Here is a 12608-nt window from a genome sequence, read left to right on the forward strand (position 1 = left end):
CGGTTTAAGTAGAATTTTAGATGCATTCGTTAGGTTCTCACTCAAGGCGGGAAAACAAACCACACCGCCAAACAAAACAGTGAGGCAGTAACCATGAACACCAAGATGAAGCCGCAGCAGGCCCCCGTCGTCGATCCGCAGGAAGACGCGATCCGCAACCTCTATCTGGAATCCCTCCACCTCGTCGAGCGCCTGCACCGTCGCCTGCTCGATGTGATCAAGGACGAGTTCGACCGCGCCGGTCGCTCGGATGTCAACGCCGTCCAGGCGCTGCTCCTCTTCAACATCGGCAATTCCGAGCTGACCGCCGGCGAACTGCGCTCGCGCGGCTACTATCTCGGCTCGAACGTCTCCTACAACGTCAAGAAGCTGGTCGACCTCGGCTTCATCAACCACCAGCGCTCGCGCATCGACCGCCGTTCCGTCCGCATCAGCCTGACGGAAAGCGGCCAGGAGATCGCCGAAACCGTCGCAAAGCTCTACGAGCGCCATATCGGCTCGATCCAGAAGGTCGGCGGCATCGGCGAAGGCGAGTTCAACCAGATGAACAAGCTGCTCCAGCGCCTCGATCGCTTCTGGAACGACTCGATCCTCTACCGCCTGTAAGGCCGGCGCGCCTTTTCCGACCTCCTCCATAAAAGCCGGCCGCGTCCCCTGCGCGTCCGGCTTTTCCGTTTGCGTGCCGGCGCTTGTGGCCGGCCACGCCCCCCGAGACACGAATTGGCCATATTGCTGTGAGACCCGGACGCTGGGCTAAGGTATGCGCGGGCGGCAGGGCCGGTTTGCGTTTGTTAACCCTGTTCGTGATAGCTGCATCGGGTATGGCCCCATGGGTCGCCATGCCGCGTGCACCTTGCCGCCGTCAGCGGCGCTCAGGAGATGGTAGGATAGATGTCTCGCAAAACCGGATTTGATGTGTTCTCGCGCCGCGCATTCCTGCGCTCTGCCGCAACCTTCGGCGCCGCCGCCGTGGCCGGCCCGACGCTGGCCCAGACGGCGCTCGACGACATCCTCAATGCTCCGCGCCGCGGCAACTGGGACGACCAGTTCGACGCCGAGGCATCGCGCACCGCCACCGCCGTCGTCTCCAACAATCCGATCTTCGGCTCGGGCACGACCGGTTCCCTCCAGCAGGCGATCAACGACTACCAGAACATCGTTTCAAGCGGCGGCTGGCCGACGGTCAACACCCAGCAGAAGCTGGAAATGGGCGTCTCCGACCCGGCCGTGCAGCAGCTTCGCCAGCGCCTCATCATTTCCGGCGACCTGCCGCGCTCCGCCGGCACGAACGGCGCCTTCGATTCCTACGTGGACGGCGCGGTAAAGCGCTTCCAGGCCCGCCACGGCCTGCCGTCCGACGGTGCCGTCGGCGAATACACGCTGAAGGCGCTGAACGTCCCGGCCGTCACCCGTCTCGGCCAGCTCCAGACCAACCTCGTGCGCCTCCAGGCGATGTCCGGCGACCTCGGCCGCCGCTATGTCATGGTCAACATCCCGGCCGCCTATATCGAGGCTGTCGAGAACGGCCGCGTCGCCTCGCGCCACACCGCCATCGTCGGCAAGATCGACCGCCAGTCGCCGGTGCTGAATTCCAAGATCTACGAAGTGATCCTCAACCCCTACTGGACCGCGCCGCGCTCGATCATCCAGAAGGACATCATGCCGCTGATGCGCAAGGACCCGACCTATCTGGCGCGCAACTCGATCCGCCTCTTCGACGGCAATGGCGGCGAAGTCTCGCCGGAAACCGTCGACTGGAACGCCGAAAAGGCGCCGAACCTGATGTTCCGCCAGGACCCGGGCAAGATCAACGCCATGTCCTCGACGAAGATCAACTTCCACAACGAGCACCAAGTCTACATGCACGATACGCCGCAGCAGGGCCTGTTCAACAAGCTGATGCGCTTCGAATCGTCGGGCTGCGTGCGCGTTCAGAACGTACGCGACCTCTCGGTCTGGCTGCTGAAGGACACGCCCGGCTGGTCGCGCTCGCAGATGGAAGCGACGATCAAGAGCGGCGTCAACACGCCGATCAAGCTGGCGGAGGAAGTGCCTGTTTTCTTCACCTACATCACCGCCTGGTCCGCCAAGGACCGCGTCGTGCAGTTCCGCGACGACATCTACCAGAAGGACGGCGCCACCGAACTCGCCCTCCAGACGAACTACAACCAGGAAGGCGGCCAGGCCGTCGACAGCGACCTGCTGCCGCAATAAGGCAATTTATCGGACTTTTTGCGAGGCCCCGCTTCCCGTTGGAATGCGGGGCCTTTTTCTTTTCGGGCTTTCTGCGCTTGTCGTTTTTATCGCATAACACGCGGGGAAATGGCGCAAACCGTGGAGCGGATATTGCCCTTGCCATGCGAGGACGTTAAACACCGTGCCACCACCCTTAAGGAGCCCCGAGGATGAGCAATTCTTCCGCTACCGACGTTTTCTTCACGCGTTCCCTTGCCGATACCGATCCGGAGATTTTCGGCTCGATCCAGAAGGAACTCGGTCGCCAGCGCCATGAGATCGAACTGATCGCTTCGGAAAACATCGTTTCGCGCGCCGTGCTCGAAGCCCAGGGCTCGATCATGACGAACAAGTATGCCGAGGGCTATCCGGGCAAGCGCTATTACGGCGGCTGCCAGTTCGTCGATATCGCAGAGGAACTCGCCATCGAGCGCGCGAAAAAGCTGTTCGGCGTCAATTTCGCCAACGTCCAGCCGAATTCCGGCTCGCAGATGAACCAGGCCGTCTTCCTGGCGCTGCTCCAGCCGGGCGACACCTTCATGGGCCTCGATCTCAATTCGGGCGGCCACCTGACGCACGGTTCGCCGGTCAACATGTCCGGCAAGTGGTTCAACGTCGTCTCCTACGGCGTGCGGGAAGAAGACCACCTGCTCGACATGGACGACGTCGCCGAGAAGGCGCGCAAGAACAAGCCGAAGCTCATCATCGCCGGCGGCACCGCCTATTCCCGCATCTGGGACTGGAAGCGTTTCCGCGAGATCGCCGATGAAGTCGGTGCCTACCTCATGGTCGACATGGCGCATATCGCCGGCCTCGTCGCCGGTGGCCAGCACCCGTCGCCCTTCCCGCATTGCCATGTCGCGACGACCACCACGCACAAGTCGCTGCGCGGCCCGCGCGGCGGCATCGTGCTGACGAACGACGAGGACATCGCCAAGAAGATCAACTCGGCCGTCTTCCCGGGCCTGCAGGGCGGCCCACTGATGCACATCATCGCCGCCAAGGCCGTCGCCTTCGGCGAGGCGCTGCAGCCGGAGTTCAAGGACTACGCCGCGCAGATCGTCAAGAACGCCAAGGCGCTCGCCGAGACGCTGAAGGCCGGCGGCCTCGACATCGTCTCGGGCGGCACCGACAACCACCTGATGCTCGTCGACCTGCGCAAGAAGAACGCGACCGGCAAGCGCGCGGAAGCCGCGCTCGGCCGCGCCTACGTCACCTGCAACAAGAACGGCATCCCGTTCGACCCCGAAAAGCCCTTCGTCACCTCGGGCGTCCGCCTCGGCACGCCGGCCGGCACGACCCGCGGCTTCAAGGAGGAAGAGTTCAAGGAAATCGGCAGCCTGATCGTCGAAGTCCTCGACGGCCTGAAGGTCGCCAATTCCGACGAGGGCAATGCCGCCGTTGAAGCCGCCGTGCGGGAGAAGGTCGTCGCGCTGACGAACCGCTTCCCGATGTACCCCTACATGTAAGGAGCCGGCATGCGCTGCCCCTATTGCGGTTCGGAAGATACGCAGGTGAAGGATTCCCGTCCGGCAGAGGACGGGGCCGCCATTCGCCGCCGGCGCATCTGCCCGGATTGCGGCGGTCGCTTCACGACCTTCGAGCGGGTGCAGCTTCGCGAGCTGATGGTCGTCAAGAAGACGGGCCGCAAGGCCCCCTTCGATCGCGACAAGCTCTTGAAATCCTTCGAGATCGCGCTTCGCAAGCGGCCCGTCGACCGGGACCGCATCGAACGCGCGGTCTCAGGGATCGTCCGCCGCCTCGAAAGCTCCGGCGAGACGGAAATCTCGTCCGAAGAGATCGGCCTCCAGGTGCTGGAGGCGCTGAAGGCGCTGGATGACGTCGGCTTCGTGCGCTACGCCTCGGTCTACCGCGACTTCTCCCATGTCGATGATTTCGAGAAGATCCTTTCCGAGGTCGCTGCCAAGATCGCCCGGGATCCGGGCGCCGAAGGCTAGATGTCCGGCGCGGCGACAGATGACGCACGCTTCATGGCAGCGGCGATCCGCCTCTGCCGCCGCCATCTCGGCCTGACCGCCACCAACCCCTCCGTCGCCTGCCTGATCGTCAAGGACGGCGTGGTCCTCGGCGCGGCCGTGACCGCCCCCGGCGGCCGGCCGCATGCGGAGACGCAGGCGCTGGCCGAAGCGGGCGAAGCCGCGCGTGGCGCGACGGCCTATGTGACGCTCGAACCCTGCTCGCATCACGGCAAGACGCCGCCCTGCGCCGATGCGCTGATCGCCGCCGGCGTTGCGCGCGTCGTCGTGTCGGTGACGGACCCGGACGAGCGCGTGGCGGGCAGGGGGCTCGGGATGCTCCGCGATGCCGGCATCGTCGTCGAGACGGGCGTGCTGGAGGCGGAGGGCCGCGAAGCACTTGCCGCCTATCTTACCCGCCAGACGAAGAAGCGGCCCTATGTGACTCTCAAGCTTGCCGTTTCCGCCGATGGCATGCTCGGCCGGCTGGGCGCGGGCCAGGTGGCGATCACCGGGCCGGTCTCGCGCGGGCAGGTGCATGTGCTGCGCGCCGAGACGGACGCGATCCTTGTCGGCATCGGCACGGCGCTCGCCGACGATCCGGAACTGACCTGCCGCCTGCCGGGGCTGGAAACCCGCTCGCCGGTGCGCATCGTGCTCGACCCGCGGCTCGAACTGTCGCCGGCCTCGAAGCTGGCGCGGACCGCAAAGGATGTGCCGGTCATCGTGGTGACGACGAAAGGGGCGGAGCTACCCCCCTCTGGCCTGCCGGCCATCTCCCCCTCAAGGGGGGAGATCGAGGAGGAAACGCCGCTTTCCACATCGGATGCCGGCGCGGCAGGCGATGCGGATGCCGGAGTGCGGGGATCAGGCTGCCATCCGATCTCCCCCCTTGAGGGGGAGATGGCCGGCAGGCCAGAGGGGGGTATGGATGGCACGGCCTCCGATACCCGAAGCGCCCGCGCCCAGGCCCTCGAAGCCGCCGGCGTCGAGATCGTGACCTGCGACCCGCGCCGGCTCGACGATCTCCTGATGGCGCTGGCGACGCGCGGCATTTCCTCGCTGCTCGTCGAAGGCGGCGCGCGGGCGGCACGATCCTTCCTCGATGCCGGTCTCGTCGATCGCATCCTGTTGTTCGAGGGTGCCGGCACCATTGGCAAGGACGGGGTCGCATCCCCATGTGTGTCCGGGCGCATGCCGGATGGCTTTTCGCTCCGCCGCACGGCGCGCCACGGCACGGATGTTTTGCACGAATACGAAAGAGACGATTGATGTTTACCGGCATTGTCACGGATATCGGAACGGTCGAGAAGGTCGAGCCCATGAACGAGGGGGTTCGCCTGCGCGTGCGCACGGCCTATGACCCCGCCACCATCGACATGGGCGCCTCCATCGCCCATTCGGGCACCTGCCTCACCGTCACGGCGCTGCCCGAGGCGGGCTCGAATGACCGCTGGTTCGAGGTCGAGGCCTGGGAAGAGGCCCTGCGGCTGACGACCATCGCCGGCTGGACGGCCGGAACCCGCATCAATCTCGAACGCTCGCTGAAGATCGGTGACGAACTCGGCGGCCATATCGTCTCCGGCCATGTCGACGGCAGGGCGGAAATCCTCTCCGTCGAGGCCGAGGGCGACGCGACGCGCTTCCGCATCCGCGCGCCCGAGGGCCTGGAACGTTTCGTTGCGCCGAAGGGCTCGGTCGCGCTCGACGGCACGTCGCTGACCGTCAACGCCGTCGATGGCGCCGTCTTCGACGTCCTCCTCATTCGCCACACGCTCGAAGTCACCACCTGGGGCGAGCGCAAGGCGGGCGATTTCGTCAATTTCGAGGTCGACACCATGGCGCGCTATGCGGCGCGGCTTGCGGAGTTCCCGGCCCCGAAGGCGTGACGGCGGCGTGACACGCGCGGCGAGCGTCGCGGATTGGCACGATCCGACATGCGTGGGGCCTCTTTGAAGTAACGATATCGATACCTCTTGCTCCCTAGTGTGCGCGCATCGGACCGCTGGAGACCGCTGCCGCATGGCGCCTGACTACCAAACCCTTCTGCTGGCGATCGGGCTCGCGGGCTTCTGCCTGTCGGCCACGCTGTTCGCCTCGTGGATGTCCGCCCGCGTCGAGCGCTTCCTGCTCTCCTGGTCCATCGGCATCGGCTGCATCGTGCCGGCGGTGGCGGTCTACAGTCTCTATATCGATCAGGCGGGCGTCGCGATCGGGTGCCTTGCCTTCATGCTGCAGTTCCTCGGCTTCGCCTTCATCTACGGCGCGGCCTATCGCTTCCGTTCCGGCAAGCGCGCGCGCCGGCGCATCGCCGTCGTGTTCGTGGCCTGCCTTGCCATCGCGCTCCCGCCGCTGGCGGCCGGTTATGACGGCATCGCCTTCATCGCGCTCAACCTGCTCATCGCCGGCTGCCTCGCCGCGACGGCCCGGGAATACTGGCGGGGCCGTGCGGAGGCGCCGCTGCCGCTGACCGGCATCGTCGTCCTCTACCTGCTGACCGCCGCCTCTTTCCTGCTCTGCGCCGGCGTGCTCCTCCATGACGGCCGGTGGGTGATGGGACATGCGCCGGACAACTGGGCGGAAAACCTCAACCTGATCGCGGCGATCATGGGCATTACCGGCATTGGCGCCATGTCGCTCGCGCTCAACCAGTGGCGCGTCGCCGGCAATCACCGGCACGCGGCCATGACCGATGCGCTGACCGGCCTGCTCAACCGCCGGGCGCTTTTCGACCGCTACGGGGCGTTTCCCGTCGGAGAACACCAGGCGGCGATCGCCTTCGACCTCGACAATTTTAAGGCGGTCAACGACCGGTACGGCCATGCGGCGGGCGACGCCGTGCTCATGGTCTTCGCCGATGTCCTGCGGGATTCCTGCGGCACGGCCGCCTGCCTCGCCCGTCTCGGCGGCGAAGAGTTCATCGTTGTCCTGGAGCGGACCCCGCCGGACCGCGCCCAGCGCATCGCCGAGCGCGTCCGCGAGGATTTCGCCGCCAAGCTCATCCCGATAAGCAGCCGGTCGATCTCCTGCACCGTCAGCGCCGGCATCGCCTTTGCCGGCGAAAACGGCACCAGCTTCGATTGCCTCCTCAGCAATGCCGACAAGGCGCTCTACATGTCCAAGCGCAACGGCCGCAACCGCGTGTCGCTCGCGGCCTGAGCGGCTTCAGGCGCCGGGCTCGCCTTCCCAGTAGTCGACGGTCCCGCCCGCGCGGCCGATGGTGCGAAACTCGGTCCGCCCGCCGGCGGCAAGGCGCGTCTTGGCGAGGAATTTTGCCGAATCCGGGTATTCGCAGATCTCCGTCGCGGCCATGGACGAAATGGAAAGATATTTCAGCGGCACGGTGCCGGTGTTGAGGATCTGGTGCGCCGTCTCCGGCCCGCCGGCCGGCGCGCCCAGCACGTCGCCGGGGCCGACGAGATGCCGCTCGCTGCCATAGCGGTAGGTGCCGTGCCCCTCCAGGATGACGAAGAGTTCGTCCTCGACATGGTGGCTGTGGAAGGGGCAGCCCGCCTTGCCGGGGGGAACTTCGCCATAGCCGATGCCGAGATCCTTCAGGCCGAGGCGGGCGCCGAACGACGCGTCGCGGGATTCGTAGAGCGTGCCCTGCGTCCAGTGCTCCAGTGCCAGCCCGGCAAGGTTGATGATCGGCGGTTTCTGCGCATCCATTCATGTCTCCTCCGGCTGTTGGTGTAATGTTCACATTTTGTTCCATTCGTGTCAATCCCGTTCGCGCGATGCGGCTCCTGGCGGGGCGCCGAAATCGCCGCAGGGGGTGGAAAATGCTTGCCAAGCTGCGTCCGTCGTGGTTTGACCGCCGCCTCTGCCCGCTGATGCGTGGCCTGCCTCCAATTTTCAGGTGAATCATGGCCGACACCGATAATCCCCATCTCCTCATCGTCGAGGCGCGCTTCTACGATGACATGGCCGATGCGATGCTCGACGGCGCCAAGCATGCGCTCGATGCGGCCGGCGCCACCTACGACATCGTGACCGTCATGGGCGCGCTCGAAATCCCCGCCGCCATCTCCATGGCCCTCGACGGCATGGAAAACGGCGGCACCTGGTATGACGGCTTCGTCGCGCTCGGCATGGTCATCCGCGGCGAGACCTACCATTTCGACATCGTCGCCAACGAATCGAGCCGTGCCCTGATGGATCTGTCCGTCAGCGAGGGCCTGGCGATCGGCAACGGCATCCTGACCGTCGAGAACGACGCGCAGGGCTGGGCGCGTGCCCGCCGTTCGGAAGGCGACAAGGGTGGCTTTGCGGCCCGCGCGGCACTCACCATGATCGATCTGAAGAAGAAACTGGGCGGCGAACAGTGACGACGGACAGGGACAAGCAGCCGGTGAAGCCGGCCAACCAGCGCGGCGCGGCGCGCCTTGCCGCCGTGCAGGCGCTCTACCAGATGGATATCGGCGGCACCGGCGTCCTGGAGATCGTCGCCGAATACGAGGCGCATCGTCTCGGCCAGGAACTGGACGGCGACACCTACCTGAAGGCGGACGCCTCCTGGTTCCGCTCCATCGTCTCGGGCGTCGTGCGCGACCAGCGCCTGCTCGATCCGATGATCGGCGCGGCGCTGCAGGACGACTGGGCGCTGTCCCGGCTCGATTCCACCGTGCGCGCCATCCTGCGCGCCGGTACCTTCGAATTGAAGGAGCGCAGGGACGTGCCGGTCGCCGTGATCGTCACGGAATATGTCGAGATCGCCAAGGCGTTCTTCGAGGACGAGGAGCCGAAGCTGGTGAATGCGGTGCTCGACCGCATCGCCAAGCAGCTTCGGCCGGACACACGCAAGTAGGTTGGCAGGGTGACATGAGCACGGGTACGGTCGAAGGTCTTGAACGGGAACTTTCGGCCGCGCGCCGCAATGTCTTTCTCCTGACGATCGCGCAGGCCTTGCTCGCCTCGGCCGGGCCGATCGTCTTCTCCGTCGGCGGGCTTGCCGGCTACAACCTGCTCGGCGCGGACAAGTCGCTCGCCACCGCGCCGCTGACCGGCTTCAATGTCGGCGTAGCGCTCGGCGCCGTGCTCGTCGCCATCGCGGCCCGCATGCTCGGCCGCACCTACGGCTTCATCGTCGGGTCGCTCGTCGGCGCAGGCGGCGGGCTCATCGCCGCCATCGCGCTGTTCCGCGGCGATTTCTGGCTCTTCGCCGTCGGCTTCGTGCTTGTCGGCATTTCCAGCGGCTTTGCCCAGAAGATCCGCTTTGCGGCGGCCGATGCCTCGCCGTCCTTCTACAAGCCGCGCGCCATTTCCTGGATTCTCGCCGGCGGCGTCATCTCCGCCGTGCTCGGCCCCCAGGTGGTCATCCTCACCAAGGACCTGTTCGAGCCGGTGCTGTTTGCCGGCGCCTTCGTGGCGCTTGCGCCGCTCTGCCTTGCCGCGATCGGCCTCTTCCTGTTCCTGCGCCTGCCGGACCACAAGGCGGCGGCCGTGGCAAAGGGCGAGGCGACGCGGCCGCTCGGCGAGATCGTGCTGACCCAGCGGTTCATGACGGGCATGATCTGCGGCATCTCCTCCTACGCCCTGATGACCTTCATGATGACCGGCGCGCCGCTCGCCATGGTCATCGGCTGCGGCTTCTCGCCGGAGCTGGCGACGCTCGGCATCCAGTGGCATGTGCTCGCCATGTTCGCGCCGAGCTTCTTCACGGGCATGCTGATCCAGCGCTTCGGCACGGAAAGGGTGGTCGCCGCCGGCCTCCTCATCCTCATGGCCTGCGCGGCGGTCGCCCATGCCGGCATCGCGCTGTGGAATTTCTGGGGCGCGCTGATCCTGCTCGGCGTCGGCTGGAACTTCGGCTTCATCGGCGCCACCGCCATCGTCGCCTCCAGCTACAAGCCGCACGAGGCCGACAAGGTGCAGGGGTTCCACGACATCATCCTCTTCGGCACGGTGGCGCTCGCCTCCTTCTCCTCCGGCAAGGTGTTCAACGCCTATGGCTGGCAGACGATCAACCTGCTGTTCTGGCCGATAACAGGGGTGAGCCTCGTGCTCGTTCTCCTCCTGCTTTTGCGCAGCCGCCGCGCGGCGGCCTGAGCCCGCCGGGCGACCGACGTCGAAAAATCCAGCGCAGCGCACCGCTTGCCGCAGTGCGGCGGCTTGACGCAACCGATTCGCAAACGCACTCTGGCCGCGCGCCGGCTCCAGTCTTGTGAGGAGGCAAGCGGGAGCGGGCGCATATCGGCTGCGGGGAGAGGACCCTGCGGCCTCCAAGGAGGACAGAGCGAAATGACCATATTGTTGGGCGTTATCGCATGCGGGTTGCTCTCGGTGGTCTATGCCATCTGGGCGACACGGTCGGTGCTTGCCGCCGACCAGGGGAATGCCCGCATGCAGGAAATTGCAGGTTATATCCGGGAAGGGGCGCAGGCCTATCTCACCCGGCAGTACAAGACCATTGCCATCGTCGGGGTCGTCGTCTTCGTCGGCACCTGGCTGCTGATTTCCGCCACGGCTGCCATCGGGTTCCTGATCGGCGCCGTGCTCTCGGGTGCCGCCGGTTTCATCGGCATGCACGTGTCCGTCCGCGCCAATGTGCGCACGGCGCAGGCCGCATCCATCAGCCTGTCCTCCGGCCTCGACATCGCCTTCAAGTCGGGCGCGATCACCGGCATGCTTGTCGCCGGCCTCGCGCTGCTCGGCGTGTCGATCTATTACTGGGTCCTCACCGGCCTGCTCGGTCAGGAGCCGGCCTCGCGTGAGGTCATCGACGCGCTCGTCGCGCTCGGCTTCGGCGCCTCGCTGATCTCCATCTTCGCCCGTCTCGGCGGCGGCATCTTCACCAAGGGTGCGGATGTCGGCGGCGACCTCGTCGGCAAGGTGGAAGCCGGCATTCCCGAAGACGACCCGCGCAACCCGGCGACCATCGCCGACAATGTGGGCGACAATGTCGGCGACTGCGCCGGCATGGCCGCCGACCTCTTCGAGACCTATGCGGTGACCGTCGTCGCCACCATGGTCCTCGCGGCGATCTTCTTTGCCGGCACGCCGGTTCTGTCCAGCGTGATGGTCTATCCGCTGGCGATCTGCGGCGCCTGCATCATCACCTCGATCGTCGGCGCCTTCTTCGTCAAGCTCGGCTCGAACGGTTCCATCATGGGCGCGCTCTACAGGGGGCTCATCGTGACGGGCCTGCTGTCGATCGTCGGCCTTGCCGCCGCCACGTCGCTCACCATCGGCTGGGGCGCCATCGGCACGGTCGCGGGCATGGAGATCACCGGCACGAACCTGTTCATCTGCGGCCTTCTCGGCCTCGTGGTGACGGCGCTCATCGTGGTGATCACGGAGTACTACACGGGCACCAACAAGCGCCCGGTGAACTCCATCGCGCAGGCCTCCGTCACCGGCCACGGCACGAACGTCATCCAGGGCCTCGCGGTCTCGCTGGAATCGACCGCACTGCCGGCCATCGTCATCGTCGGCGGCATCATCGCGACCTACCAGCTCGCCGGCCTGTTCGGCACCGGCATCGCCGTCACCGCCATGCTCGGCATTGCCGGCATGATCGTGGCGCTCGATGCCTTCGGCCCGGTCACCGACAATGCCGGCGGCATCGCCGAGATGTCGCACCTGCCGCCGGAAGTGCGCAAGTCGACCGACGCGCTCGATGCGGTCGGCAACACGACGAAGGCCGTCACCAAGGGCTATGCGATCGGTTCTGCCGGTCTCGGCGCGCTGGTGCTCTTCGCCGCCTATTCGAACGACCTTGCCTACTTTGCCGCGAACGGGGACAGGTATCCCTATTTCGCCGACATCGGTACGATCTCCTTCGACCTCTCCAACCCCTATGTCGTGGCCGGTCTGATCTTCGGCGGCCTCATCCCCTATCTCTTCGGCGGTATCGCCATGACGGCCGTCGGCCGTGCGGCCGGCTCGATCGTCGAGGAGGTGCGCCGGCAGTTCCGCGAGAAGCCGGGCATCATGGCGGGCACCGAGCGGCCGGATTACGGGCGCGCGGTGGACATCCTCACCAAGGCGGCGATCCGCGAGATGGTCGTGCCCTCGCTGCTGCCGGTGCTGGCGCCGCTCGTCGTCTATTTCGGCGTGCTGCTCATCTCCGGCTCCAAGGCCTCGGCCTTCGCGGCGCTCGGCGCCTCGCTGCTCGGCGTCATCGTCAACGGCCTCTTCGTGGCGATCTCCATGACCTCCGGTGGCGGGGCCTGGGACAATGCCAAGAAGAGCTTCGAGGACGGCTTCGTCGACAAGGACGGCACCCGCCACCTGAAGGGATCGGAAGCCCACAAGGCCTCCGTCACCGGCGACACCGTGGGCGACCCCTACAAGGACACGGCAGGCCCGGCGGTCAACCCGGCGATCAAGATCACCAATATCGTGGCGCTCCTGCTGCTGGCCATTCTCGCCTGACCGGCACCGCCCGTTCGGGGA

General features: G+C 66.2%; 12 protein-coding genes. 11 read left to right on the forward strand and 1 reads right to left on the reverse strand.

The window, feature by feature from the left end:
• Nucleotides 1-93: 93 nt before the first annotated feature.
• The 7 genes from ldtR to shn_RS06630 all read left to right on the forward strand — a co-directional run bounded on the left by ldtR (nt 94) and on the right by shn_RS06630 (nt 7370).
• The gene (ldtR, locus tag shn_RS06600; protein WP_024270688.1) at nt 94-606 is read left to right on the forward strand and encodes a transcriptional regulator LdtR; all 513 of its coding nucleotides are present in this window, start codon (nt 94-96) and stop codon (nt 604-606) included.
• 285 nt (nt 607-891) lie between these two features.
• Nucleotides 892-2214, forward strand: a complete 1323-nt coding sequence (locus shn_RS06605; protein ID WP_064329700.1) for a murein L,D-transpeptidase — start codon at nt 892-894, stop codon at nt 2212-2214.
• A gap of 191 nt (nt 2215-2405) precedes the next feature.
• Nucleotides 2406-3704, forward strand: coding sequence for a serine hydroxymethyltransferase (gene glyA, locus shn_RS06610; RefSeq protein WP_064329701.1), 1299 nt, complete (start codon nt 2406-2408; stop codon nt 3702-3704).
• 9 nt (nt 3705-3713) lie between these two features.
• Nucleotides 3714-4193: a transcriptional regulator NrdR gene (gene nrdR / locus shn_RS06615; protein ID WP_064329702.1), complete on the forward strand. Its 480-nt coding sequence runs from the start codon at nt 3714-3716 to the stop codon at nt 4191-4193.
• Nucleotides 4194-4226: 33 nt separating this feature from the next.
• The gene (gene ribD, locus shn_RS06620) at nt 4227-5483 is read left to right on the forward strand and encodes a bifunctional diaminohydroxyphosphoribosylaminopyrimidine deaminase/5-amino-6-(5-phosphoribosylamino)uracil reductase RibD (RefSeq protein ID WP_245337374.1); all 1257 of its coding nucleotides are present in this window, start codon (nt 4227-4229) and stop codon (nt 5481-5483) included.
• Nucleotides 5483-6100 carry a riboflavin synthase gene (locus shn_RS06625; RefSeq protein ID WP_064329704.1) on the forward strand — a complete coding sequence of 206 codons (618 nt, stop codon included), beginning with the start codon at nt 5483-5485 and terminating at the stop codon, nt 6098-6100. The genes ribD and shn_RS06625 overlap by 1 nt, the downstream gene beginning before the upstream one ends.
• Before the next feature lie 133 nt (nt 6101-6233).
• Entirely contained in the window at nt 6234-7370 is a 1137-nt protein-coding gene (locus shn_RS06630) for a diguanylate cyclase (protein WP_064329705.1), read from the forward strand.
• A 6-nt stretch (nt 7371-7376) separates the two neighbouring features.
• Here the strand turns inward: shn_RS06630 and shn_RS06635 are convergent, their stop codons facing one another.
• Nucleotides 7377-7880 carry a cupin domain-containing protein gene (locus shn_RS06635; RefSeq protein WP_064329706.1) on the reverse strand — a complete coding sequence of 168 codons (504 nt, stop codon included), beginning with the start codon at nt 7878-7880 and terminating at the stop codon, nt 7377-7379.
• Between the two features lie 197 nt (nt 7881-8077).
• Here shn_RS06635 and ribH point away from each other — a divergent pair, with 197 nt between their 5' ends.
• From ribH to shn_RS06655, 4 genes are all read left to right on the forward strand, one after another.
• Nucleotides 8078-8539, forward strand: a complete 462-nt coding sequence (ribH, locus tag shn_RS06640) for a 6,7-dimethyl-8-ribityllumazine synthase (RefSeq protein WP_064329707.1) — start codon at nt 8078-8080, stop codon at nt 8537-8539.
• Nucleotides 8536-9018: a transcription antitermination factor NusB gene (gene nusB, locus shn_RS06645; protein ID WP_064329708.1), complete on the forward strand. Its 483-nt coding sequence runs from the start codon at nt 8536-8538 to the stop codon at nt 9016-9018. Before ribH ends, nusB begins: the two co-directional genes overlap by 4 nt.
• 14 nt (nt 9019-9032) lie before the next feature.
• On the forward strand, nt 9033-10259 hold the full coding sequence (locus shn_RS06650) for an MFS transporter (RefSeq protein ID WP_064329709.1): 1227 nt from the start codon (nt 9033-9035) through the stop codon (nt 10257-10259).
• A 192-nt stretch (nt 10260-10451) separates the two neighbouring features.
• Nucleotides 10452-12587, forward strand: coding sequence for a sodium-translocating pyrophosphatase (locus tag shn_RS06655; RefSeq protein WP_064329710.1), 2136 nt, complete (start codon nt 10452-10454; stop codon nt 12585-12587).
• The last annotated feature ends 21 nt before the right edge of the window (nt 12588-12608 follow it).

It is taken from the genome of Shinella sp. HZN7 (assembly GCF_001652565.1).
GTDB classification, from domain to species: domain Bacteria; phylum Pseudomonadota; class Alphaproteobacteria; order Rhizobiales; family Rhizobiaceae; genus Shinella; species Shinella granuli.

Excerpts from the sequence above, each read along its gene's own strand:
- ldtR (WP_024270688.1), top strand. The coding sequence starts at position 94 with ATGAACACCAAGATGAAGCCGCAGCAGGCCCCCGTCGTCGATCCGCAG.
- shn_RS06605 (WP_064329700.1), top strand. The coding sequence starts at position 892 with ATGTCTCGCAAAACCGGATTTGATGTGTTCTCGCGCCGCGCATTCCTG.
- glyA (WP_064329701.1), top strand. The coding sequence starts at position 2,406 with ATGAGCAATTCTTCCGCTACCGACGTTTTCTTCACGCGTTCCCTTGCC.
- nrdR (WP_064329702.1), top strand. The coding sequence starts at position 3,714 with ATGCGCTGCCCCTATTGCGGTTCGGAAGATACGCAGGTGAAGGATTCC.
- ribD (WP_245337374.1), top strand. The coding sequence starts at position 4,227 with ATGGCAGCGGCGATCCGCCTCTGCCGCCGCCATCTCGGCCTGACCGCC.
- shn_RS06625 (WP_064329704.1), top strand. The coding sequence starts at position 5,483 with ATGTTTACCGGCATTGTCACGGATATCGGAACGGTCGAGAAGGTCGAG.
- shn_RS06630 (WP_064329705.1), top strand. The coding sequence starts at position 6,234 with ATGGCGCCTGACTACCAAACCCTTCTGCTGGCGATCGGGCTCGCGGGC.
- shn_RS06635 (WP_064329706.1), bottom strand. The coding sequence starts at position 7,880 with ATGGATGCGCAGAAACCGCCGATCATCAACCTTGCCGGGCTGGCACTG.
- ribH (WP_064329707.1), top strand. The coding sequence starts at position 8,078 with ATGGCCGACACCGATAATCCCCATCTCCTCATCGTCGAGGCGCGCTTC.
- shn_RS06650 (WP_064329709.1), top strand. The coding sequence starts at position 9,033 with ATGAGCACGGGTACGGTCGAAGGTCTTGAACGGGAACTTTCGGCCGCG.
- shn_RS06655 (WP_064329710.1), top strand. The coding sequence starts at position 10,452 with ATGACCATATTGTTGGGCGTTATCGCATGCGGGTTGCTCTCGGTGGTC.